General features: G+C 43.8%; 24 protein-coding genes. 15 read left to right on the top strand and 9 right to left on the bottom strand.

Annotated elements, in window-relative coordinates; all coding sequences use genetic code 11:
- Positions 1-156: 156 nt before the first annotated feature.
- Positions 157-1,098 (bottom strand): sugar-binding transcriptional regulator, encoded by a 942-nt coding sequence (locus BMW43_RS12455; RefSeq protein WP_091747925.1) that lies wholly within the window; start codon positions 1,096-1,098, stop codon positions 157-159.
- A gap of 232 nt (positions 1,099-1,330) precedes the next feature.
- Between BMW43_RS12455 and srlA the strand changes: the two genes are divergently transcribed.
- The 5 genes from srlA (at position 1,331) to BMW43_RS12430 (ending at position 6,788) form a co-directional block, all read left to right on the top strand.
- The gene (srlA, locus tag BMW43_RS12450) at positions 1,331-1,867 is read left to right on the top strand and encodes a PTS glucitol/sorbitol transporter subunit IIC (RefSeq protein ID WP_091747922.1); all 537 of its coding nucleotides are present in this window, start codon (positions 1,331-1,333) and stop codon (positions 1,865-1,867) included.
- 30 nt (positions 1,868-1,897) lie between these two features.
- Positions 1,898-2,917 (top strand): PTS glucitol/sorbitol transporter subunit IIB, encoded by a 1,020-nt coding sequence (gene srlE / locus BMW43_RS12445; protein ID WP_091747919.1) that lies wholly within the window; start codon positions 1,898-1,900, stop codon positions 2,915-2,917.
- 365 nt (positions 2,918-3,282) lie between these two features.
- The gene (locus BMW43_RS12440; protein WP_091747916.1) at positions 3,283-4,341 is read left to right on the top strand and encodes a zinc-dependent alcohol dehydrogenase; all 1,059 of its coding nucleotides are present in this window, start codon (positions 3,283-3,285) and stop codon (positions 4,339-4,341) included.
- A gap of 26 nt (positions 4,342-4,367) precedes the next feature.
- Positions 4,368-5,369: a 2-hydroxyacid dehydrogenase gene (locus BMW43_RS12435; protein WP_091747914.1), complete on the top strand. Its 1,002-nt coding sequence runs from the start codon at positions 4,368-4,370 to the stop codon at positions 5,367-5,369.
- Between the two features lie 123 nt (positions 5,370-5,492).
- Positions 5,493-6,788 (top strand): NAD(P)H-dependent oxidoreductase, encoded by a 1,296-nt coding sequence (locus tag BMW43_RS12430; RefSeq protein WP_091747911.1) that lies wholly within the window; start codon positions 5,493-5,495, stop codon positions 6,786-6,788.
- 76 nt (positions 6,789-6,864) lie between these two features.
- Here the strand turns inward: BMW43_RS12430 and BMW43_RS12425 are convergent, their stop codons facing one another.
- The 3 genes from BMW43_RS12425 to BMW43_RS12415 form a co-directional block, all read right to left on the bottom strand.
- Positions 6,865-7,809, bottom strand: a complete 945-nt coding sequence (locus BMW43_RS12425; protein WP_177173586.1) for a sugar-binding transcriptional regulator — start codon at positions 7,807-7,809, stop codon at positions 6,865-6,867.
- A 141-nt stretch (positions 7,810-7,950) separates the two neighbouring features.
- Positions 7,951-8,916: an EamA family transporter gene (locus BMW43_RS12420; RefSeq protein ID WP_091747905.1), complete on the bottom strand. Its 966-nt coding sequence runs from the start codon at positions 8,914-8,916 to the stop codon at positions 7,951-7,953.
- Positions 8,917-8,939: 23 nt separating this feature from the next.
- The gene (locus tag BMW43_RS12415; RefSeq protein ID WP_218140674.1) at positions 8,940-9,371 is read right to left on the bottom strand and encodes an Lrp/AsnC family transcriptional regulator; all 432 of its coding nucleotides are present in this window, start codon (positions 9,369-9,371) and stop codon (positions 8,940-8,942) included.
- Between the two features lie 269 nt (positions 9,372-9,640).
- On the opposite strand from BMW43_RS12415, the gene BMW43_RS12410 reads away from it, so the two are divergent.
- Positions 9,641-10,129 carry a hypothetical protein gene (locus tag BMW43_RS12410; RefSeq protein ID WP_091747899.1) on the top strand — a complete coding sequence of 163 codons (489 nt, stop codon included), beginning with the start codon at positions 9,641-9,643 and terminating at the stop codon, positions 10,127-10,129.
- Positions 10,130-10,173: 44 nt separating this feature from the next.
- Here the strand turns inward: BMW43_RS12410 and BMW43_RS12405 are convergent, their stop codons facing one another.
- Complete coding sequence (locus tag BMW43_RS12405) at positions 10,174-11,532, bottom strand: Na+/H+ antiporter NhaC family protein (protein ID WP_091747896.1); 1,359 nt, start codon at positions 11,530-11,532, stop codon at positions 10,174-10,176.
- A gap of 315 nt (positions 11,533-11,847) precedes the next feature.
- Here BMW43_RS12405 and BMW43_RS12400 point away from each other — a divergent pair, with 315 nt between their 5' ends.
- Entirely contained in the window at positions 11,848-12,294 is a 447-nt protein-coding gene (locus tag BMW43_RS12400) for a MarR family winged helix-turn-helix transcriptional regulator (protein WP_091747893.1), read from the top strand.
- Between the two features lie 168 nt (positions 12,295-12,462).
- Entirely contained in the window at positions 12,463-13,572 is a 1,110-nt protein-coding gene (locus tag BMW43_RS12395; protein ID WP_091747891.1) for an Acg family FMN-binding oxidoreductase, read from the top strand.
- 38 nt (positions 13,573-13,610) lie between these two features.
- Here the strand turns inward: BMW43_RS12395 and BMW43_RS12390 are convergent, their stop codons facing one another.
- Positions 13,611-14,543 (bottom strand): AraC family transcriptional regulator, encoded by a 933-nt coding sequence (locus tag BMW43_RS12390; RefSeq protein WP_091747888.1) that lies wholly within the window; start codon positions 14,541-14,543, stop codon positions 13,611-13,613.
- 157 nt (positions 14,544-14,700) lie between these two features.
- Between BMW43_RS12390 and BMW43_RS12385 the strand changes: the two genes are divergently transcribed.
- A complete protein-coding gene (locus BMW43_RS12385; RefSeq protein ID WP_091747885.1) occupies positions 14,701-15,441 on the top strand; it encodes an SDR family oxidoreductase in 741 nt (246 codons plus the stop codon).
- A gap of 123 nt (positions 15,442-15,564) precedes the next feature.
- Here BMW43_RS12385 and BMW43_RS12380 read toward each other — a convergent pair whose 3' ends face one another.
- Positions 15,565-15,954 carry a winged helix-turn-helix transcriptional regulator gene (locus BMW43_RS12380; RefSeq protein WP_091747882.1) on the bottom strand — a complete coding sequence of 130 codons (390 nt, stop codon included), beginning with the start codon at positions 15,952-15,954 and terminating at the stop codon, positions 15,565-15,567.
- Between the two features lie 137 nt (positions 15,955-16,091).
- Here BMW43_RS12380 and BMW43_RS12375 point away from each other — a divergent pair, with 137 nt between their 5' ends.
- The 3 genes from BMW43_RS12375 (at position 16,092) to BMW43_RS12365 (ending at position 17,845) form a co-directional block, all read left to right on the top strand.
- Positions 16,092-16,487 (top strand): pyridoxamine 5'-phosphate oxidase family protein, encoded by a 396-nt coding sequence (locus BMW43_RS12375; RefSeq protein WP_091747879.1) that lies wholly within the window; start codon positions 16,092-16,094, stop codon positions 16,485-16,487.
- A 147-nt stretch (positions 16,488-16,634) separates the two neighbouring features.
- Positions 16,635-17,591 carry an alpha-hydroxy acid oxidase gene (locus BMW43_RS12370; protein WP_218140673.1) on the top strand — a complete coding sequence of 319 codons (957 nt, stop codon included), beginning with the start codon at positions 16,635-16,637 and terminating at the stop codon, positions 17,589-17,591.
- Positions 17,592-17,635: 44 nt separating this feature from the next.
- On the top strand, positions 17,636-17,845 hold the full coding sequence (locus tag BMW43_RS12365) for a 2-hydroxymuconate tautomerase family protein (protein ID WP_091747876.1): 210 nt from the start codon (positions 17,636-17,638) through the stop codon (positions 17,843-17,845).
- Between the two features lie 90 nt (positions 17,846-17,935).
- Here the strand turns inward: BMW43_RS12365 and BMW43_RS12360 are convergent, their stop codons facing one another.
- Positions 17,936-18,373: a PTS sugar transporter subunit IIA gene (locus BMW43_RS12360; RefSeq protein ID WP_091747872.1), complete on the bottom strand. Its 438-nt coding sequence runs from the start codon at positions 18,371-18,373 to the stop codon at positions 17,936-17,938.
- Between the two features lie 257 nt (positions 18,374-18,630).
- On the opposite strand from BMW43_RS12360, the gene BMW43_RS12355 reads away from it, so the two are divergent.
- The 3 genes from BMW43_RS12355 (at position 18,631) to BMW43_RS12345 (ending at position 21,934) form a co-directional block, all read left to right on the top strand.
- Positions 18,631-19,365, top strand: coding sequence for a DeoR/GlpR family DNA-binding transcription regulator (locus BMW43_RS12355; RefSeq protein ID WP_245732424.1), 735 nt, complete (start codon positions 18,631-18,633; stop codon positions 19,363-19,365).
- A 342-nt stretch (positions 19,366-19,707) separates the two neighbouring features.
- A complete protein-coding gene (locus BMW43_RS12350; protein ID WP_091747866.1) occupies positions 19,708-21,168 on the top strand; it encodes a sigma-54 interaction domain-containing protein in 1,461 nt (486 codons plus the stop codon).
- 43 nt (positions 21,169-21,211) lie between these two features.
- Complete coding sequence (locus tag BMW43_RS12345) at positions 21,212-21,934, top strand: MIP/aquaporin family protein (protein ID WP_091747863.1); 723 nt, start codon at positions 21,212-21,214, stop codon at positions 21,932-21,934.
- Between the two features lie 46 nt (positions 21,935-21,980).
- On the opposite strand, the gene BMW43_RS12340 is transcribed toward BMW43_RS12345, so the two are convergent.
- Positions 21,981-23,141 (bottom strand): acyltransferase family protein, encoded by a 1,161-nt coding sequence (locus tag BMW43_RS12340; RefSeq protein WP_091747860.1) that lies wholly within the window; start codon positions 23,139-23,141, stop codon positions 21,981-21,983.
- Positions 23,142-23,497 lie beyond the last annotated feature (356 nt).

The following is a 23,497-nucleotide window of genomic DNA, read 5'->3' as shown; positions in this document are numbered from 1 at the left end:
TAGCGGTAGGCAAAAATATAGATAGAAAAAGATAAAAAAGAAACTTTCAAGTCGCAATTTCAAGAGTAAGTATTGCAATCGCTTTTTGTCTAAATTTCTTGGATGGGACCAAACTTTCAAGCAAATGCAGCTTTTTTGTCCGAAGTGTCGCTCAAGTTACTCTTTTAATAATAAGGCCAGATCGCTATCAATGACCAAGGTATTGATGTAATTTCCCCGTAGTGCGCCTAAAAGGGCTTCCTTTTTTTGAATACCATAAGCAATACCCACTACATTGGGAATTTGCCTTAATTTATTCAGGCTGATGCCTACCACTTTTTTATTAAAATCGGAATCAATTTCATTTCCGTCTTTATCATAATACATGCAGCCTATATCACCTACGGCTCCCACTTTTTTTAAATATAATAGTTCCGTTTCTTTTAGGTACCCTAACTTGCGTAAGGTGCCGGAAGGAGTCATGTCACCTACGCCGACAACCGCTAAATCGACTTTTGAACCTTTGTCCAAAATTGTGGAAATAACACTCATCTTTGACAATTGTTGTTTTAGCTCAAAACTACGGGTGATTGCCGGAGCGTACAATTGCAAATATTCGCAGGAAAAGTGTTGGGCCATTTCAAAAACCACTGCATTGGAGTGGATTTCGAGACTGGAGGAGCCGATTCCGCCACAAAGCGGCACAATCGACAAATGGCTGTGCATTTGGAAAGGCAGTTCTTTCGTGAAGCGCCATAACGCTTTTCCCCAGGTTAAACCGATTGAATGAATCGCTTTTATATTGTTCAAGAGATAATAAACGGCGGCTTTGGAAATTTCATATTCAATCATATCGAAATCTTTGCCTACCGTTGGAACAATGATCACTTCGTTTAGTTTATATTGTTTTTCCAGTAAGCGTTCCAAATTTACGGTGAATGAAGTTTCATCCTTGAAAAAATAATCAATTAAGTTATTATCCCGGGCTTTATTTATTTTACGGGAAATGATGGTGTTTGAGACCTGAAAAGCTTTGGCAATCTGAGATTGAGTCAACCCCTCGATAAAATGCATATTTAATATTTTAATAAGCTCTGCCTTTTCTTCAGCCTCTAGCAATGTTCTTACTCCTTTATTCCAAATTTAGCTATTAAAGCTATCATAACATAGATTTGATTTTTCTAAAAATTTTTTCATTTCAAGTTATTGACATTGAAATTATAACATGCTATTCTTTTGGTTTAAATTGTTCGATATAAGAACAATTTAAACAATCCGGCCGGATTGAATTCTTACTTGGTTAATTTGTACCGAACGGGATGCTAAAAAACTATTGTGAGGGGGAAAAAGAATGGATTTTCTGGTCATGTTGTCTGCCGGGTTTATTGGAATGTTTCAGGCAGGTGCCAATACCTTCGTCGGGTTGGCAACAGGTATTGTTCCCTTGTTGATTTCATTGATTTTAACGGTAAATGCTCTCATCAAACTAATCAATGAGGAACGGGTCTTCCGGTTTATGCAAAAGTGCACAAGATTTTTTGTTTTGCGCTACACCTTGATCCCTTTTCTTGCCGTATTTTTTCTCACAAACCCTATGTGTTATACCTTCGGGAGATTTTTAAAGGAAGAACATAAAGCATCGTATTATGATTCAACAGTTTCCATGGTCCATCCAATTTTAGGGCTATTCCCTCATGCAAACTCGGCTGAATTATTTGTTTATCTGGGGGTTGCCCAAGGCTTTGCCCAGGTGGGAAATCAAAGTGAACTGGCTGTACGGTATCTTTTGGCCGGATTTATCATCATTTTGATTCGTGGCGTTGTTACGGAAAAAATAAACTATTTCCTCTCCAAAAGAAATGAGGCCAAACAAACGGTAGCTGCGTAACACCTAAACTGATAAAGGGGGGCAATGATCATGAGTAAATATCAAAGCGTTAAAGTATACCAGGGAAAAGGTGGCTGGGGAGGGCCTTTTATCCTTACTCCCGACGATCAGAAGAAATATGTTATTTGCGTTACCGGCGGCGGGATTCATCCGGTTGCTCAAAAAATTGCAGAATTAACCGGAACGACAGCCGTAGACGCTTTTAAGAATCCTGTTGAAAAGGAAGAAACCTTATGTGCTGTTATTGATTGCGGTGGAACGGCAAGATGCGGGACTTATCCCCGGCTGCGGATTCCGACAATCAATGTAAAACTTCAGGCACCGTCAGGCCCTTTGGCTAAATTCATGACAGAAGATATTTTTATTTCCGGCACAACGGTGGATGATATTGAATTATTAGATGCCGCTACAAGCGTCGAATTGGCCGAAAGAAAAACAGTGTCCCACGAAGCGGACAATAGAAAAGAAGCTGCTGCTTCGGCAATAGCCAGTCAAGCTTATTCCGCCGAGGAAAAAAAATCAGGGATTATCGGTTTTATCGATAAGATCGGAAGAGCAGCCGGTTCGTTTATTAACATTATGTATCAAGCCGGCCGGGAGACGATTGATACCGTTATGACCAATATCCTGCCCTTTATGGCTTTCGTGGCTACTTTAATTGGTATCATCAACTACACGGGTTTAGGCAATATCATTGCCACAGGGTTATCGCCCCTGGCCGGTAGTTTGATCGGCCTGGTTATTCTCGGTGTGATTACCAGCCTGCCTTTTTTATCGCCATTGCTTGCGCCTGGGGCAGTCATTGCGGCGGTTATCGGCATCCTGATTGGTTCTGAAATAGCAAAAGGGACCATTCCGGCCCATTATGCCCTGCCTGCGCTATTCGCCATCAACTCTCAGGTTGGATGCGATTTTGCACCGGTGGGAATGACTTTGGGCGAGGCTAAACCCAAAACAATCTCTAACGGTGTCCCGGCGATCTTGTTTTCCCGGGTTATAACCGGTCCGATTGCCGTAATCGTTGCCTATCTGTGTTCCTTCGGACTATAGAAATATTCTTGCTATCTGATCACCATATGGATTGATACGGATAAGTAAGCTGACAAAACTGGAAAAAGAGTAGGGCAAACAGTCTCATATGGTTATAGAGCGCTTTTTCTGTGACCATATGAGACACTTAAAAGAATTTTCTTCTTCTTTTCTTTCCAGCGACAGTACGATATTTTACTGTTTCCATAAGATTAAGCAGGCTGCTTGCCGGTTGGAGAACTAGTTTGATTCTGCAGTTATAATGGCACCGGTTGCATGGGGCAGCGATAATTTTAAAGCCTATCCCTAAGACGAACCGGACTGACGTGTGGTTTCTGTGCCGGGATGTGCCGCCGTAGCCAAATTTATATGAGGGGGAGAATTCGATGATACCAAACAAAATTACATTTGGATGTTTAACGAAGAAAGGAGCCGCCGAAGTCCGGGAAAGAGAACTGCCGGAACTGAAAGCCGACGAGTTATTGGTAAAACAAGAGGCATGTAATATTTGTACGACTGATTACCAGCAATGGCAGGGCCTTAGAGAGCATCAGGGTTATCCGATGGCCGGCGGTCATGAATGCTCCGGAGTTGTCATTGCCAAAGGACAGGAGGTAGGAAACGCTTTTGAGACCGGCGATCGCGTCAGTATTCTGTACGATTACTGCGGTATATGTGATAACTGCAAAGCCGGAGAAATAACCAATTGCCAAAACATCGAAATGTTCGGCAAGAATTATTCAGATGAGTATTACGGCTTGTTTGGTTTTGCTAACTATTTTATCCGTAAAGCCAAAAGCTTTGTAAAAATGAGTCCTGATCTGCCACCGGAAGAAGCGGCTTTCGTTGAACCTTTGGGGTCTGTTTTGCACAATATGAAAAAACTTCGTATTCGTCCGGGAAAAGATACTGTGGTGGTTATCGGTGCCGGGACCATGGGCCTGCTAAATGCCGAGGTCGCCAGAGCCATGGGAGGGCGGGTCATTGTTTCCGAGATGATGGATAAAAAAATAGACATTTCAAAGAGTATGGGCTTTGAAGTCATCGATGCGAAAACGGAAAATCCCGTGCAAAGAGTTATGGAGTTTACCAACGGGCAGGGAGCCGACATTGTCATTTTGGCGGTAGGCGCGACCGCCGCTAATAACCAGGCACTGGAAATGATTAAAAAGCGGGATGCAAAAATTTCCCTGTTTGCTGCAGGCTATCCTGCGCCGCAAATGACAATTGATCCGAATATGATTCATTATAAAAAAATTGAGTTGATTGGAACCTTCGGTTCGGATCTTGACGACTACAACAATGCGGCCCGCATGTTAAATGAAAAGCGGGTCGATGTTTCTAAACTTGTGGAAGAGAAAATTCCTCTGGCTAGAATACAGGAAGCATTTGAAAAGGCCAATCCCGGTAATTACAGGGTTTCGGTTATACTGAACGCGGACTGACTGTTAAATAGAGAGGAGAAAACCCGATGCTGAAATGCTTGGCAATTGCTGATTTATTTATTGACGAAACCATGATGGAAAAAGGCCTTCAAGAGCTAACACAAAAAAATATTGATATTACGGTTAGACAGTGGAAGCATAAGGATTTAGAAGCTTTGCAACAGGATAATATCCGGCTGGAGAAGCAGGGCAGCGAAGCCGTTTTGTTGCCGGAAGAATTGTTGGCCGGCCTTGAAGAATACGATTTGATTATTACTCAATTTGCTCCGGTTGGAAAACAAGTTATCGATAAAGCAAAAAAATTGAAATGTATTGGTGTGCTGAGGGCGGGTATTGAGAATGTGAATAGTGCTTATGCCCGGGAAAAAGGAATAACCGTACTCAATACACCGGGAAGAAGCAATACCAGTGTTTCCGAGTTTACCGTAGGACTCATCCTCAGCGAGATCAGAAATATTGCCCGTGCCAACCAAAAGCTGAAAGAAGGAAAATGGGAAAAACAGTATCCCAATGGAGTGCTTGCTCCGGAGCTTAAGGAATCCATCGTAGGCTTAATCGGCTATGGGGCTATTGGCCAGCGGGTAGCCAGCTTAATCCGGCCATTTGGCGGAACCATCATTTTTTTCGACGACTATTATACAGGTGCGTCACCGGATACCAAGGTATCACTGGATGAATTGGTAAGACAGGCCGATATTATTTCCATGCATTACCGTTTAACGCCGGAGACTAAGAATATGCTCAATAAAGAACATTTTAGCAAAATGAAAAAGAACGCCGTGGTTATTAATAGCGCCCGGTCCGGCTTAATCAATGAGCAGGATTTAATTGAAGCCCTGCAGCAAAAACTCATTGCCGGGGCGGCAGTCGATGTCTTTGAGAAAGAACCGCTGCCTGAGGATCATCCATACCTGACACTGGAAAACGTTACGATAACCCCCCATATTGCGGGGTCAACCGTTGGCAATTTCGGAAATTCCCCCAGTATCCTGGGGAAACGTATAATTAACGAATATCTTTCAAAATAGATAAAAAGCTTGTAATCGTTAGCGGCCCTTTACGGTGCTGCTAACGATTACATTCTAATCAAGGCTGTTTGCGTGCAAGGCAGACAACAATAGGTGTGTAAAAAAAACGAAGGGGATCAGAATATGTTAAATATGAATCAAAAACTAATGAAACGCCAGCAGGATGGTAAGATCATTCGGACAGGCATTGTTGGAGCAGGTCAAATGGGACGCGGTATGGTAACCCAAATGGTCCTGATGCAGGGAATCATGCCGGCCATTGTATCCGATATCAATGTGGAAAATGTGGTTAACGCCTTTCATTACGCCGGAATTACCGACGACCAAATTGCTGTGGTGGATAACCTTGCCGAGGCCAATAAACAAATGGAGGCAGGGAAATATGTGGCTACCACGCAGGCGGACTTTATTTCGCAGGCTAATTTGGTAGAGTGTGCCATTGATGCGACCGGGGTACCGGATGTAGGGGCTAAAATTGCAACAGATGCCATCAGAAACGGCAAACATGTGGTCATGCTGAATGTGGAAACAGACGTAGTGATTGGACCATACCTGAAAAAACTGGCTGATCAACACGGGGTTATCTACACCGGATCTGCCGGTGACGAACCGGGGGCCGTCATGGAGCTGTATTGTTTTGCCAAAGCCATGGGTATGGATGTAAAAGTGATGGGGAAAGGCAAAAACAATAAATTGGACTATGATTGCAACCCCGATACCGTCCTCGAAGAGGCTACCCGCCGGAAAATGAGCCCCAAAATGCTTTGCGCATTTAAAGACGGTACGAAGACCATGGTGGAAATGACGGCTATGTCTAACGCAACCGGCCTGATTCCCGATATAATCGGCGGGCATGGTATTGCGGCGGGACTTAAAGAACTGCCGGATTTATACAGACTGAAAAAAGATGGCGGCATTTTACATCAATATGGGGTCGTCGAATATGTAAATGGCATTGCCCCCGGCGTATTTGTGGCTGTTTCCACCGAGAATGAAGAAATTGCTTACCAGATGCGTTATCATAGCATGGGCAATGGTCCTTTATGGATTTTATACCGTCCTTACCATCTGTGCAATCTGGAAACACCGCTGACTGTTGCCAAGACCGTGATTGACGGAGAATCCACCATTGTGCCGATTGACGGTCTTGTCAGCGAATGCATCACGGTGGCCAAAACCGACTTGCAGGCAGGACAAACGATTGATGGCATTGGCGGTTTCACAACCTATGGTTCCATCGCGACGGCGGTGGAAGCGAAGGCAAAAGGCTATGTACCTTATGGCCTGGTGACCAAGAAAACCCGTATGTTGAAACCTGCTAAAAAAGGCCAGCTTCTGACCAGGGATATGGTGGAACTGGACCAGGATACTCTGATTTACAAACTGCGTAAGGAACAAGATGCTATGTATAATAAGTAATGCTGCGTAAGAAAGCCAAAACGGGCTGCCGAACTTCCCGGTGAAGTTTGACAGCCCGTTTTATTTATGAACTTACTTAAGGCATATTTAACAGGGAAAGCGCAGTGTCCTCGTTGGTGATAAAGCTATTCAGGTACTTATGTTTTAATGAAATATAGGCACTTGCCACCTTTTCTTTTTCATAAGCAATGCCAACCACTTCCGGAATGGCCCGCAATTCTTTCAGGCCAATTCCAATGGTTCGCAAATTAAAGGAACAGGAGATTTCATTTCCCGTTTTGTCAAAAAAACAGGAAGTAATATCACCGGCAACATTTGATTTTTCTAAGGCAAGCACGTCCTCTTCTGACAAGTAGCCTACCTTGCTAAGGGTTGCCGACTTACTGGCAACGCCGATTCCGACTACAGCAAGATCGACCTGTCTGGCTTCCGACAAGGTTTGCGCAATCTCGGGAATCTGCAGGAGTTGTTCTTTCATTTCCAAAGTCGTGGCCAGGAAAGGGGAATAGAGATAGGAATAACTGCACATTAGCTTTTTGGCTAGTTGTGTTACCAGGTCATTCGAGTGAATTTTTTTAGTTGAGGCACTAATTCCGCCAATCAAGGGGACGATATGTAAGCTGGCAAAAGGACGGTAGGGAAACTCAGCAACCAAATCAAACATAGTATTTCCCCAGCCGATTCCCAGCGAGGCAATGTGGGGTAGCCGTGTAGTAAGGTATTGTACGGCGGCCTTCATAATATGGGCTTTTAAGGAACTCAGGTTTGTATTATTGGGAATAACCTTAATATAAGTTAGCTCAAATTTCTTTTTTAGCTTATTTTCCAAACTCAGTGTTGTTTCCGTTTCACTTTCGATATAAAAGTCAATAATTCCGAGGTCTCTTGCTTTCTGTAGCTGCTTCGAGACAACCGGACGGGAAACACCCAGTTTGGCGGCAATTTGTTCATGGGTCCATCCGTCTATATAATACCAGGCGGCAAGCTTAGTCAATTGCCTTTTTTCATTCCAGGTTAGCACGATATCATCTCCATCAAAACACGGTCAAAGTTTTCGATAGTATAGGTTTTCCCCATAACTTCCCTTGCTATTGGTATCAAGACCTTAAAGAACTTATTATCTATCATATATTCGGCAATTAGGAATATTTTCCTGCGTGGATTATATTCCCTCACCGTCCAGGCCGGAAAACGGGCAGCCAGTGCTGGGGGAGGGCCGGTGTGCGGGTTTGGGTGTTTTGGTAATTAAGATGACGGCCAGTACGATTATGCCGGCGGCCAGGGCGATATGTGCCGTGAGTGGCTCGTCGGCAAAAACATAGCCCAGAAATACAGCCACTAAGGGATTGACGTAGGCATAGGTGGAAACGAGGGAAGGTTCGGCCTTTTTCAGTACCCAGATATAGGCGCTAAAGCCGATCAGTGAACCGATGAAAATTAAATAGGCTAAAGCCAGCAGAGAAGAAACTGAAAGACTGGCCAACTGCAATTTTGCCGGTTCACCGGCCAACAGGCCAACCAGCAGGCATAAGCCGCCGCCGGCAATATTCTGAAGTGCTATCGACATAAAGGAAGAAGCCGGCAACTGGGCCTTGCGGGAATAGACGGAGCCTGCCGCCCAGAACAGTGCGGCCAAAGTCAAAACAAGATAGCCGGTAAGCGGCGCAGTGTGATAGCCGGCACTATTCCACGAGTTGCTTATCAGCAGGATTTGTCCCAGAAAACCCAGTCCCAAGCCGGCAAGAATATGCAGAGTCGGCTTGGACTCTCCGTACCGCAACCAGGCGAATAAGGTCATCCATAAAGGTACGGTGGCCACGATGAGCGCGGCAATGCCGGAGGAAACCGTTTGTTCAGCCCAGGCGACCAAGGCATTGCCGCCTAGCAGCATCATGCCGCCACTGATCGCAGCGTTGCGCCAGTGGTATTTTGTTGGCGTTTTGGTGCCTTTGAGCATTTCCCATAGATATAGCAACAGCCCGGCTGTGATGAAGCGGATGCCTGCCAACAGAAAGGGAGGCATGGTTTCCACCGCAATACGCATGGCCAGATAGGTTCCGCCCCAGGCAAAGTAAACTGCCAGTAAAGCCAATAGAATGGGATAGGAAAGTGATCTAAAAACATTCATGGTTGTAATCTCCTAACTATCATTTATAAGACAAGCTGACCGGTTTCCTTTAAGGTAGCAAGTACAATAATTGTCTTGGTGGATATGGACTCGCCCCGTACCTTTTCTTTTAATAATTTACTCAGGGCCTCGGTATTTTTCGTCCGGATTTTAAGCAAATAGCAATCGTCGCCGGCAATATTATGTATTTCCTGCGCGCCGGGGATAGCTGCCAGGTCAGCTTCGATATCTTTGTCGCCGGTTACTTTGACCAAAACAAAAGCAAGCATGTCGGCTCCCAGTACATGAGGATTGAGCCGCGCCTCATAGCCGAGGATGACACCTTCTTCTTCCAGCTTGCGTATGCGGGACAGCGTTGCCGAAGGCGCCAGTTTAATTTCTCGGGCAATGTCCGCATTCGACATTCTGGCATTGGACTGTAGTAAGGAAAGAATTTTTTTGTCTATCGTATCCAAGAATATCACCGCCTTGGATTAATTATAATTCTGATGTTAAAAGAAAGTAAAGAATGAAATTCTATGTATTGATATAAAATGAGAATAATATTCTTTATATTACTATAAATAAAGAATATTATTCTAAAAATATAAAAGAGATAAAAATTAATTTTAATCTAATCCGGGTTACCTGAAAATTGGTACAGATGAAAGAATATTTAAGAATTCTTTAGAAACTACGATAAATAAATTAGAATGTAAAAATCAGGGAGAAGTGTGAGAGCGATATGGACATACAGGGTATTTCGGCATTAACCCAAAATCAGGCTAATTATGGGAACCAAAGCCAGTCGTCGGCGACAGACAGCAGTTCTTCCGGCGGCTGGAAGTATCTTACCGTTAAAGAGGGCGGCCGGGTATACACTTATTTAGTAATCGGGAAAAATATGAAAATTTTAATTGGTGAGAGTTCGGAAGAAAAAACAGATAAGAAAGACAAGCAAGCAGCGGATGGCACCAAGGAATCCAATCAGGAGACCGGCCAGGTTGGAACAACGGCAAGTGATGGTTCTACCGGTGGTGTGGGAAAGGCGACAAACGGACAAAAGGAGAAACAAGTGGATTTCCTTATGAATACCGAGATGCTGGCCTTGACAGGGTATTACCAGGAACAGATGCGGCGAACGATCAAGAAATTTGCGGACTCTGTTGGCAATTCTTCAGACAAGGTTGAAACGGTTGAGAACGGACAGCCTCACTCGTCCGATCATCGCTAATCCGGGTTAACGCAAAGGGAGACCTGAACCAATTGCAGTATGGTTTAGGTCTCTTCGCTATTTCCGGCATTTCGGGTGAGACTGTCAGTTGCTTTAGCGGCCGAAGGCTTGGATACAAATAAATTAGTCAGGGGAACGAGATACAGGTAGAACGCATAGAGTATGAAGCCGGCATCCGCCGATAATGCTGCCGCAGGAAAGGCTCCGGCAATATTCCACGGAATTAAAACAGAGATTAAAATAACTGTATTCTCCAGGTCAACCGCCAGTCGATATCTGCTCAAGCGCCTGACTTCATAGCTTTTACTGGAAAACTGATGGGTAAGCATAACTGCCAAGGTTTGATTGCAACTGAAAGCGGCCGCTGCCAGGCTGGACAGAATAAGCGACGGGTATACCTGTAATTTTTTGCTAAGTTTCTCAAAAAGCTCTTCCAGGTCATTCAAGAGGCCAGTCCCCTTAAAAATGCCTGAGTAAGCGGAAGAAATCAGCACAATGAGAGAAACTTTCAGCATGGAAACTAGGCCGCCGCCTTGTATGATATCAGCAAAGAAGCCGTTTTTCTCCATACTGTAACCCCAGATTATATATTTCAGCATAGGGAAAAAAGAAATACCCTGAACAAAGTAGCCAATTAAGATACCGGCTATAATGCTGATGGCCATGGACCGTTTCACATCAACCCGCCAAAGGGCCAGGAGAAGGATAATGATGGCGGGAAACAGTACAATCATGTTCAAATTAAAAGATGTGAATATCTCCTGGGCCATTGTATTATCGTAAACAGTGAGGGGGTTAAAACTAGCTAAATACAGATAGCCAATGACGGATAGCGCAAAGGGCAGCCACGAGGTTTTTAGCATGTTTTTTACGTTTATGTACAGGTCGGTATTGGTTAATAGGGCTATCAGATTGGCGCTTGAGGACATGGGAGAACAACGATCACCAAAATAAGCGCCGGCAATGATAGCTCCTGCCGTCATGTTGACATCCACCTGGCCGCTTTTAGCTAAAACCATAAGCACAATACCGATCGTTCCCACTGTACCGAAGGAGGTTCCCAACAGGAATGAAACCAGGCAGCACAACAGAAAAGCAGATAATAGAAAGTACTTTGCGCTGATAAAAGCTATTCCATAATAGACGATGAATGAAATGGTTCCGCAAGCTCTCCAGACAGCAGTCAGGGCACCAATCAGTACAAAGATTTTGATTACAAGTAAGGACTTCTTCGAGCCGTCCAGCATCATGGCCAGCAAATGGGAAATGGGATATCCCCGGCGGCGGGAGAGTAGCAGGAAGCAGATGAGTCCCAGGAGAAGCGGATAAAGTATAGCGATTCCCTGGTAAACGCTAAAGAGCAGGGAAGTAAAGAAGAGGATAAATACGATGGCTAGGTCCACAATAATCAGCTCTTTCTGTTATGAACAATTTATGACTCCACATGATGAGTATCATTTATATATTCCCGCTACACCGTTTAGTCTTCCTGCCGATGGAAAATTTAGTTCAACAATATTGCTGTTTTGGGTGGTGGATATGTTACTTTTGAAAATATGCCGAGCTAATGGGAATGAGAAGCCGGTTCGCCGGTGTAGTACGAAATTGTAGTAAAAAAGTTGTTTTGATTTTTTTATGTGTGAAGAATGCAAGCTTGACAATAAGTAAGGACAGAATTATATTAGTTGTATAAAACTAACTAATCAAGAGGTATCCCTATGCAGCAAGAGGAAGTCATTGTTAAAGCAATCAACATCATATCGGAATCAATGCGGGAGAGCATGCGCCGCTATAAGGAAGATACGCCGGACTCGAAAGAGCTGTTCAATTTGTCAATAACCCAATTGCATTATCTGCATGTAATCAGCGAACGGGCTAATGTCACAATTACGGAGCTGGCCGAGCTGTTTGGTGTACAAAAATCTACAGTTACCGTAACGGTTAATAAGCTTTTACAGTGTGGCTATATTGAAAAAGTCATATCCAAGGACGATTTACGTGTTGTGTATGTCAGTCTGACGGAAAAGGGTAAGGCAGTGATTGAACTGGAAGACAAGGGCTATCGTCAGTTTGCCGCTTCTATTTTAGCCATGCTGGATGAGAGAGAACAAAGCACCTTTACTTTTCTTTTAAATAAAGTGATAAATCAGATGACCCGCGGCTAAGCGGGTTTATATAAAATAAATAGTTAGTTTATTGAAACTAATTATATAAAAGTGTATAAAACTTATGCTGCGGTCCGGCTAACGATCAGGATGAACAAAGCAGTAAAAAAGCAATCAAAGCGGGGACGAGGACACTGCATAGGCATTCCCCGGTTAGGAGGCAGACTTATGAACAGAAGGCAGTTTATTGCCTACAGCGGGAGTGCCCTTGCCATAGCAGGAGGGCTTTCCCTATATAATTCACTGGAACAGTTGCAGCCAATTGAACGGGAGAAACCTGTTAATTATCCAGAGGGACTGGAACCGGAGCTGGCTGATTTGTTATATTACGCTGCATTGGCGCCCAGCGGGCATAATACACAACCCTGGACAGTAAGGGTAATTAGCAGCTATCACTGGATAATCGGTACCGCTGCTTCCTGCTGGCTGCCTGTTGTTGATCCGGAAAACCGGGAAATGATGATCTCCATCGGGGCCTTTCTGGAAAACCTGGTAACGGCGGCAAGCTGCAAAGGCTATGAAACAGAAATTGAAATGATCGCCAAAACCACAAAGGACCCGGAGATTGCTGCTGTAACCTTGCATAAGGCCGGCTATTTTGGTGAGTCTCGTCTTTCACAGATTGAATCACGCAGGACGATGCGAAGTCATTTTTTAACAAAAGAGCTAAGTAGTGAGGATATTAAGTTAATGACCGGAGCGTATCAAGGTAAGGCAATTTATTATCCAAGAAACACAAAGGAAGGTAAGGCGCTGGCGGAGGGGACTGCCCTGGCGAATGAACTGCAGGCCTACCGTGATCCCGCTCAACAGGAATTGGCAGAATGGATTCGCTGGTCCAGCCAAGACAGCCGGCGCTATAGAAATGGGCTGACTCCGGAGACGATGGAAATTGAAGGGGTGTCACGCTGGTATGTGAAAAATTTTTATACGCGCCAATCGGTACTGGAAAAGGAGTTCCGCGAAGCAACCGTCAGAAAAATAAAAGAACAAGTGGCAACCGGCAGTGGATGGTTGGTCCTTACAAGTAAAGATACCACCATTCCTGAGTTGATTCAGACCGGACGGGAGCTGCAACGAATCTGGCTTACCACGAGGGAAAGGAACGTGGCACTTCATCCCATGACCCAGGCGTTAGAGGAGGCAGCTACCGCGAAAGAACTGCCGACGACATTAGGCATTAACGGCGCGGTACAAGTATTGCTGCGTGTCGGGTATGTTGATCAATATCCCCGTCCGGTAAGCCTGCGCATGCCGGTGCAAAAGATTATTCTGTAACTGGCGGAGTCCGGTACATTTGCCGTGACGCTGGCAATTTAAAAGTGAATATATATGGAATCCTTAAGACGTTTTATATCGAGCAGAGGAGGTAAGCCGAACATGCGGGCATATTCACGACTAAATTGAGACGGACTTTCATATCCTACTCTATAGCCTGCATCTGCGGCAGACAAGGTTTCGGCAAGTAAAAGCCGCCTTGCTTCCTGCAAGCGGATTTGCTTTTGATATTGCAGGGGGCTCATGGCAGTTACTTTTTTGAAGTGATGGTGCAAGGAGGACGGACTCAGATTGATTTCCTTTGCTAAGACGTCAATTCGCAGCGGCTTTGCAAAATCGTTGTTAATGAGAGTAATGACTTTGGCGATGGATTGTGCATGGCTGCCGATTACGGCGAAGGGCTTGATGATATAGCCAGGCTCGTCCTGCAAAACCCGGTAGAGAATTTCTTTAATAATTAAAGGGGCAAGGATGGGAATCTCATTGGGGGTTTCTAAAAGCCGGGCAAGTCTTAACAACGCATCAAGTAATGTCGTATTGGCCCTGGTAACGGTCAAGCCTCTGCCCAATCCGGGCTTTGAGCGGAGCTCTTGCTGGGAAGCTTTGATAATATCAAGAATTTGGTCGGAACCAAAGCCAAGTCTTATGCCCAAATAGGGAGATTCAGGCGTGGCTTCCATGATGTGACCGATAATAGGCAAATGGACCGAAGCCACTAAATAGGAGTTCGCGTCATATTTATAACTTTCTTTCCCGAGGATCACCATTTTTGCCCCTTGCACTATGACACATAAAGAGGGCGTATACAGCGTGTGCAAAGGCTCTGATGGATTGGAAGCCCGTATAAAATCCAATGAGGGGATGGCTGTTGTCTGAAATCCATCCCGATCGGTAAAGCGCTCAACCAATGCGGCTAATTGTTTTTGTTGACTGGCTAAGATATCATTTTTAAAATTGCAAATGGTAACCATCTCCTTGGGTTGATAAATAAATTATAAGTTGCATTGCAGGATTAGGCAATGATTTGCTATGACTAGGCTACCTGTTTGAATGATGTTTATCATATAATCAAATCATCAAAAAGTTAATTAATGCCCTATAGTATACATTTGGAAAGGGATGATCGAAATGAAAAGTTTAGCCGGCAAAGTAGCCATCGTAACAGGTGCGTCCAGAGGAATAGGCAGTGAAATTGCTAAGCAATTAGCCGGTCTGGGAGCCAAGGTGACCGTGAATTATGCTAACAGTCCCGAAAAAGCGGCCAAGGTGGTTGAAGAAATTAACCAAGCAGGCGGGACTGCTGTTGCTATACAAGCGGATGTGAGTCATGTCAAAGATGTTGAACGGTTGTTTTCCGAAACCATTACTCAATTTGGCAAAGTGGATATACTGATTAATAATGCAGGAGTCATTTTATATAAATTACTGTCAGAGGTGACAGAAGAAGAGTTTGACAGGCTTTTTGCAATCAATGTAAAAGGTACCTATTTTGCATGCCAGCAAGCCATGAAATTCATGGAAGACAAGGGGAGAATCGTAAATTTCTCAACTTCGGTGGCTGGAGTCATGTTCCCTACCTATAGTGTTTATGCGGCGACGAAAGGAGCCGTTGAACAAATCACACGGCAGTTGGCCAAGGAATTTGGGCCTAAAAAAATTACCATTAACGCAGTTGCGCCCGGTCCGGTTAATACAGAACTCTTTACTGTGGGAAAAACCACGCAGCAAATTGAAACCCTGAAACAAATGAATGCTTTTGGCCGATTGGGTGAGCCGGAGGATATTGCCAATGTTATTGAGTTTTTAGTAAGTGATGAAGCGCAATGGGTAACTGGTCAAACATTGCGGGTCAACGGTGGTTTTATCTGAATTGCAGACCTAAGACGTAAAAAAAAAACGGAGCAGCATGAGTGCTCCGTTTTTTTTATTTTGATTAAGAAAATGGGGCTGCCAATCATTTGTTACAATTGGATTTCACATTACCTATAAAAACTATTTCATCGATTTGCATGTGGCACAGAAGGTTGCACCGGTCTTATCCTCTTGCATATGGTCTGTACCCCATTCGGCCAGCTTTACCAAGGGGGGAAGAATGCTTTTTCCCTTCTCGGTCAAGGTGTACTCGACTCTGGGGGGAACTTCATTATACTGTTCACGGTGAACAATACCGGAGGCTTCTAATTCTTTTAGTGATTGAGCCAGCATCATATTTGTAACCCCCGTCAGTTTACGTTTGATAGTACTGTATCTTATCGGCAGTCCGCTCGCGAGCATACAGATGATCGGCAGCTTCCACTTACCGCCTACAATATCTATAGTATAGCGAATCGGGCAAAGTAGATTCTCTTCGTTATGGGTTTCATCGATGACTTTCTTGCTCATGCCTGGTCTCCTTTTTTTGGTATGATTTTCATACTTAGTCATTATAATCTGCGTACTTGTATTAAACTGATTTCATAATAAAATAATACCATAGGACCAAGCAAGAAACAAAAGAAAATATAAAGGAGTGATTCACAATGAAAGAGGTTCTGGAATTCTTAAAGGAAAACAAGGTGTTTTATTTGTCAACAACAAGTAAAGACCAGCCTCATGTCCGGCCCATGGGTTTTGTCATGGAATATGACGGGAAACTGACTTTTTGTACTTCCAATCAAAAAGACATGTACAAGCAGCTTGTTGATAACTCTAAAGTGGAAATCTGTTGCGTTGGTGCCAACTACGACACTCTGCGCATCTGTGGCAAAGCGGTGCTATGCACTACGGAAGGAACACAGCGGAAGGCTCTTGAGGTAATGCCTGCTCTTGGTAAGATGTACGCTGTAGGCGATGGTAAGTTTGAACTATTTTGCTTGAACGAGGTTCAGGCAGTATGTCAAACCATGTCAGGGGAAAAGAAAATATTGACAGTTTAGGCAATAGGACGTATCCATATGCTTCTGTATCCTTTGTTTTTACTAACATTCAAAAAAACAACCTGAAGATAGGTAAGTTGATTCTCAAATTATAGAAGGACGCAGGATCAAGTAAGATATTCAATATGTACTGTGAGGAGAATTTCTGTGATTGGCAAATTACTGGCTGAAGGTGCAGGTAAATTGAAGGAATTGGGCCTTGGCAATTTAAAAGAAAATGGGGCCGAAACCGGCAGTTCTTCCCGGATAACCCATCAATACATAGATTCACTGACAATAGAGATACGGGCGATTGACTCAGTGGAAGCTGCTACTCAAATGAGCTTGTTTGGTGATGTCTTTGATACCCCTGTCATGACGGCGGCTCTTTCAGGACTGGGGGCGATCTGTCCCAATCCCATGGTGGAAGTAGCAAAAGGAGCGAAAGCGGCCGGCGCGGTGATGTGGGTCGGTATCGGGGAAGGGGAAGAACTTAAGGCGATCATTGAGACAGGTGCCAGGACAGTCAAGATAGTCAAACCGTATCGGGATAAAGACTTAATCTTTGCCAAACTTGCCGAGGCTGAAAAATACGGAGCCTTTGCCGTCGGAATGGATACGATCTTTGGGTTTGGCGGTAAATCAAAAGACAGCCTGATTCGTCCCGATCTTATGAGTCCCAAAACATTGGCGGACATTCAAAGTTTTGTGAAAGCGACCAAGCTTCCGTTTATACTCAAGGGAATACTGAGTGAGCAAGATGCCTATAAAGCACTGGAGGCTGGAGCGTCAGCCATTGTAGTTTCCCACCACGGAGGAAATATCATTGATTACGCTGTTCCGCCACTTAAGATACTTCCGCTCATTGCCAAAGTAGTTGACGGAAAGATTCCAATTTTCGTAGACGGCGGCATTGAAAGGGGCGTAGACGTCTTTAAGGCCCTTGCTTTAGGGGCGAATGGCGTTCTGATCGGGAGATCGGTGATGGCCGGATTAGCGGCAAATGGTTCCGAGGGGGTCCGAAAGCTTATCGCCGGTACTAACGAGGAATTGCGCCGGGTGATGAGTCTGACGAATTGTGCTAAGCTGGATAAGATCAACTCCGAATTAATTTGGCATTTATAGGAAGATTCGTAGTAAGTGTACTCTAACAGAAAGAGGGGATATAAATGCCTTATGTAAATATCAGGATAACCCGGGAAGGGGCGACGAAAGAACAAAAGGAACAGCTGATAAAAGGAACAACGCAGCTTTTACAGGATGTATTGGGCAAGCATCCAATGACTACAGTTGTTGTCATTGACGAAGTGGATGTGGATAATTGGGGCATTGGTGGAGAATCCATCATGCTTTTTAGGCAAAAGTACCTAAAAGACTAGCGTTTAAGAATAAAATTGCATAAAAAAATCGGAGCAGAAGACGCTCCGGTTTTTTATTTTCTGTGTAAGTCAATTCTTATTCCTGAATGACTAACCACAATCCATTTCTCCATGTACCTGTTCTAAAAATTCGGCAGGATTGCAAAGGATGATTCCCCGATCCTCCGATTGTTCATAAATGGAACGGCATAGCTCGATATTGGAATAGTCTTTTAAGCCGTACAATTTAAAAACCATAGGCAGATTCATACCGCAAATAATTAAGGCCTGTTTCTGTATGCCCAGTTCGTGCAATAGTAGAATCGTTTCGTTGAAAGCCGTATTGCCAAACATGTCACAGAGAATAATGAACGACTTGTCTTTGGTGGTCAAGCGTTCTGAAAAATACTGCTTCAGCTCAGTCCTGGCAGCACCGGTATTGCCATATTGGAAACATATCGAGCGGATGTCCGGTTTCGAAAAGAAGTTATGCATAGATTCTATGAGTGATTCAGCTAATGTCCCATTAGAAACTAACAGCATATTCATTTTCCTTACTCCCCAGATGAATGATGCGCACCATTCATAATGATGTTAAAAGAAATTTCTTTTACACTTTCATTTTATAAAAGAGAAAAATCGAGATCAATTCCATAAGCGTAAATTCAGTAGGCAAAAGATAGGTATTTCCTGCTTTTTGATATTTGTATATAATAAAGTAGTCAAGTTATCAGGTGAAACAACATTTATCAGAATATTCAAACTGGATGGTGCCCGTCATGCAAACGAAAAACAGGCGGAAAAGTGTGTTAGAAGAGCTTCAAAAGAATAAATCCGTAAGTATTTCTAAATTAGCCGCGCAATTGGATGTTTCTTCGGTCACGATAAGACGGGATTTGAATCGGCTGGCAGAGCAAGGCATCGTAACCTTGCTGCACGGCGGTGCGGTTCTCAACGAAGGAACAGCCGCCATAACTTCTGTCATGGTGCGGGAAAAAAGATTGCTAACGGAGAAAAGCCACATTGCGGCTTTTTGTGCCGAACTTATCAAAGAAGGCAATTCGGTTTATATCGATTGCGGCTCAACTCCCAAGAGCATCGCTGAAGCGGTGATGGATAAGAAGAATATTGTGGTATTGTCCCATTCACTGGCAGTCATGAATGTGCTGGCCAATGCGAAAGACATTCAATTGATTTCTGTACCCGGCGTATATATCGCCGCTAAAAAAGGATTTTATGGCCAACTGGCCTTAGAATTTATCAGTAATTTCCAATTGGATATCGCCTTTTTGGGGGTAGGCGGATTAAATTTGGAAAGTGGATTAACCGGACCTGATATCGATGATGCCCAAATTAAAAAAGTATTGATAAAAAAGGCCAAAAAGAAAGTAATCGCTGTAGATCACACGAAGATTGGCAAGGAATATTTTGTCAAGGCCTGTGATATTAGTGATGTAGACATGCTGGTTACGGATAAGCAGGCTGATTTACATATGATTGAAAAAATACGCCGGATGGGCGTGGAGGTATTTTTAGTTTAAAAGGTGCAATAGATTGGATACTAATATGTTGTTTGTTCACATACCACTATAAAATTGATCCTACCCTAGTCTTACTCATGGGTAGGATCAATTGTTATAATTGGTTTAATGAGACGGATTATTTGCTATAACCGGCAATATCAGCCTGATATTTCGACTCCTTTAAAAGGAGCAAGGAAAGCAGAAAATTACATAAAAATACATGGTAAGGAAGGATTACGGCAATTTGGCTTTGAAATTAGATTAAAAGATGTACTACGGTGTATGTAGCTAAGTTACGGGAGCAGGATAAACTGCGGCGAAGGTTGTTCGCTTTATTGCAGTACCGGAGGGATTGAAATCATGACGGGGGATTTCGTTGCAAGAAATGTTTTATCTGAAAAAGAGAGTTTAATTTTGGAGGCTTTACCTTACGGAATTGGTATTATAGATGAAAACGGCTATATTGTGTATGTAAATTCGTGTCAGTTGGAGACGATGAACCTCAGCCATATGATCGGACAAAATATTGACAAGTTTTTACCACGGGGTGTCAATTTCACGGCAATCCTTTCTACCAGGCTGTCATTTAGTTATAGCAACAATCCCAGAACGAATGGCGGCTGTACGGTAATTGACATTATACCTTTGCACCCGGAAAAGGGAGTGGGCGGCGCTGTTCTGCTGGTGAGAGATGAGCAGGATATAAGCACGGTAAAAGAACAGTTGCAGTGGGCCATGGATAAGGTCAAGTATTTGGAACAACGGTTAAGCGAGAAAAAAGAGTCTGGCTGGTACTCGGAGCGGATGCGGAGTGAATCAATTGAACAGAAGAAGATTCGATCCATAAAGCATGGCAAAGCTTTTGAAAGGTTTATTGGGATGAGTCCCAAAGTGCTGGACTCACTGGAAGTAGCTGCCAAGGCGGCTAATGTTCAATCGACAGTACTTATCTGTGGCAAAAGCGGTACCGGCAAGGAACTGGTCGCCGAAGGTATTCATCAGGCCAGTTCCCGGGCGCAGGGAGCCTTTGTGCGGATAAACTGTGCCGCTATTCCGGAAACCTTAATAGAAAGTGAAATGTTTGGACATGAAAAGGGAGCCTTTACCGGTGCCGTAAAACGGAAGCTTGGCAAGTTTGAGCAGGCACACAACGGAACGATATTTTTGGATGAAATCGGTGAGATGGAATTAAGTATGCAAACAAAGCTGTTAAGGGTACTGCAAAACGGCTGCTTTGAAAGGGTAGGCGGCGAGGAAACAATTCGCGTTGATGCAAGGATTATTGCCGCTACCAATCGAGATCTGGGACAAATCGTCAAAGAGGGATTGTTTAGGGAGGATTTGTATTACCGGTTGAATGTCATTCCCATACACTTACCGTCGCTTAACGAAAGAAAAGAGGATATCCCCCTTTTAGTGGATCATTTTCTGAAAAAATTTAATCGGGAATTTGGCAAGCAGGTTATTGGCATTAAGAAAGCTGCCATGGATGCTCTTATCTGTTATGATTGGCCGGGAAATGTTCGGGAACTGCAAAATATTATGGAAAGAATGGTAGCGTTGACCGACAGTCTCTATATTGAGCTGGATGACATACCAGAGTGCTGTTATTGCAAGGAAATGTCCAGCATGAATGTTGAGGCCGACGATCTCTATGGGGCAATCATGCAGGGAGAATTATTTTCCTTGGCCGACTACGAAAAACATATCATTAAAGCTGCTTTGGAACGATATGGAAGCTATACCGCGGTCGGAAAAGCCTTGGGAATTACCCGTAAAACAGTGGCGGCTAAGGTCCAAAAATATGGAGTTGATAAATGACAATAGCTGCTAAGAGGGCTACTTGAAAGGGGAATTTTAAAATATGACGGAATATTTTGGTGAGTTTTTTGGTACGATGATCATGATTATATTAGGAAATGGTGTTATAGCTAATGTCGTTTTGCGCCGGACGAAAGCGGAAGGCAGCGGTTGGATGGTGATTACTGCCGGCTGGGCTTTTGCCGTAATGATCGGTATATTTTGCGCAATTGCCACCGGTTCTTCCCAGGCGGATATCAATCCGGCCGTAACGCTGGCGAAACTGCTGATGGGTATTTATCAGCCTGCTCAGGCTATGGTAATTATGCTTTGCCAAATTGCCGGAGGGTTTGTCGGAGCCTGCTTGATTTGGCTTCATTTCTGGCCTCATTGGGCAGAAACAGAAGATAGTTTGATTTTGGTGGTATTTTCAACGGGGCCGGCCATTCGCCAAACGGCAGCCAACCTATTTTCGGAAATTATGGGCACGATTATGTTGATTGTACCGGTGTTTGCCATGTTCTCAAGAAATGTGGGGAGCTTTCCGCCGGGAATAGGCGCTTATTTAGCCGGAATTTTAGTATGGTCTATTGGGCTAAGTTTAGGTGGTACGACTGGTTATGCTATTAATCCAGCCCGCGATTTGGGGCCGCGGCTGGCCCATGCTATTTTGCCTATTCCGGGCAAAGGTGATTCAGATTGGAGCTATGCCTGGATTCCCGTAGTAGGTCCGTTCATCGGCGCACTGTTGTCCTACGGGATTGCCCGGGCTGTTGGCATCATTTAATATAGATAGGCGGCAATGTTGCGGTGATTTAACGGCCTCCGCATCTTTACTTGGGAAGTTGTGTGTTGGTGTTTGGGTTTTGTTTTCCGAAAGATAGCAGATAGGTAATTACATATTCGGCAATTAAGAAACATAGGAGCACTGTGACAAGCGATACACCGAGGTATTTTACCCAGACATTGATTTGCATTTTTTGCACGGCGCAGCCGATGGGGATAATTACACATTGGTGAATAAAAAAGATAATATAAGAATTAGCGGCAAGCCTGCGCCATAAGTAGGCATTACTATCAAAAAAACGTTGGAATAAGGCAATTAAAGCAAATGTGGCTGTTAGAGAAAAGGTAGCATGGGTAAGGGCATGACCAACTTTAGCGACTACCGGGACATCAGGCATAAGTGTAAAGGTAACGCGGTATGCCAGAAAAACAAACAACATAATAAGTGCGGACATGCACCAGGGGAGTAAACGGGGGTTATAACCACCGGGGGTAAACCAGGAATGCTTCCACGCATATACGCCTAACCCAAAATAACATAAATGCAATATAAAGCGTACTGGCTGAAGCATGAATAAAAATTGGACATTCACCCAGGCATCATTCCAAAAGAACAGATTAGCAATAAAAAAGGATGCCGCAGTAAACAAAGCAAAAGCCGGGAAAAACCAGAACGAAGGAGTAGCTAGTTGATTCGACTTTTTAAAATAGGCAGGATTGATTTGATAGGCAATTGTTAGTAATAAAAAGAACAGGGCTAACACGCCGAGAAACCAGTATTGTGCCTGTTGGTAATAGGGTCCCCAGAAGCCGGTTGCCCAGAAGGAAAAATAGTTGGGCGGTGTATCCATTCGGCTGTAAAAAGTACTATAGGCAACAAAGGGAGCAATGAATAGCACTCCGCCAACCCAGGGAATAACAATACGTTTAAGTTTACCCTGCCAAAATCCCGATACTCCTCTTTTCAACAAAACCATAGGGGCGAAATAGCCCGCAACCAGGAACATGATAGGCATAATATATACATCTGTTTCTAATATAAATAAATCAAAGAACGAGTGCTTTTGGACATCGTTTACAGTCCACCATTTAAGATCCCACGTGGTATATCCCATAGCAACATGAAACACAACCATTAAAAGAATAATAAAAGCTTTTAGGTTATCAAGAAAATACACACGTTGTTTATTTACGACTGGCAGATTCATCAGTATCCTCCTAGTATATTGATATTAGACAATCCAATATAAACTGTTCACGTATCCTCCAAGTTTTGAGATAATATTCTCGTGTGAGTCGGAGTGCTACGAAATCCTCCTTGAGACTTTGTTCTCGGTATAAAGAGTGTAGCCCCGACTTTGCGAGAGTTTACGAATGAGCTGGATGTTGAAGGGCATCGCCCGATCTTCGTATGTCAAACTAGGTTGTATATCGCAAAGGTATGCGGGAACCGACCACTTGGAGGTATGTGATATGTTTTTTGTTGGTATCGATGTCGGCAAACGACATCATGAAGCTTGTGTTATTGATTCCATAGGCCAGAGTATCGGTAAAACACTTCGTT

Source organism: Propionispora vibrioides, from assembly GCF_900110485.1.
Lineage (GTDB): Bacteria > Bacillota > Negativicutes > Propionisporales > Propionisporaceae > Propionispora > Propionispora vibrioides.
The sequence above is the reverse complement of the archived record's forward strand: the minus strand, read 5'-3'. Positions and strand labels throughout refer to the sequence as shown.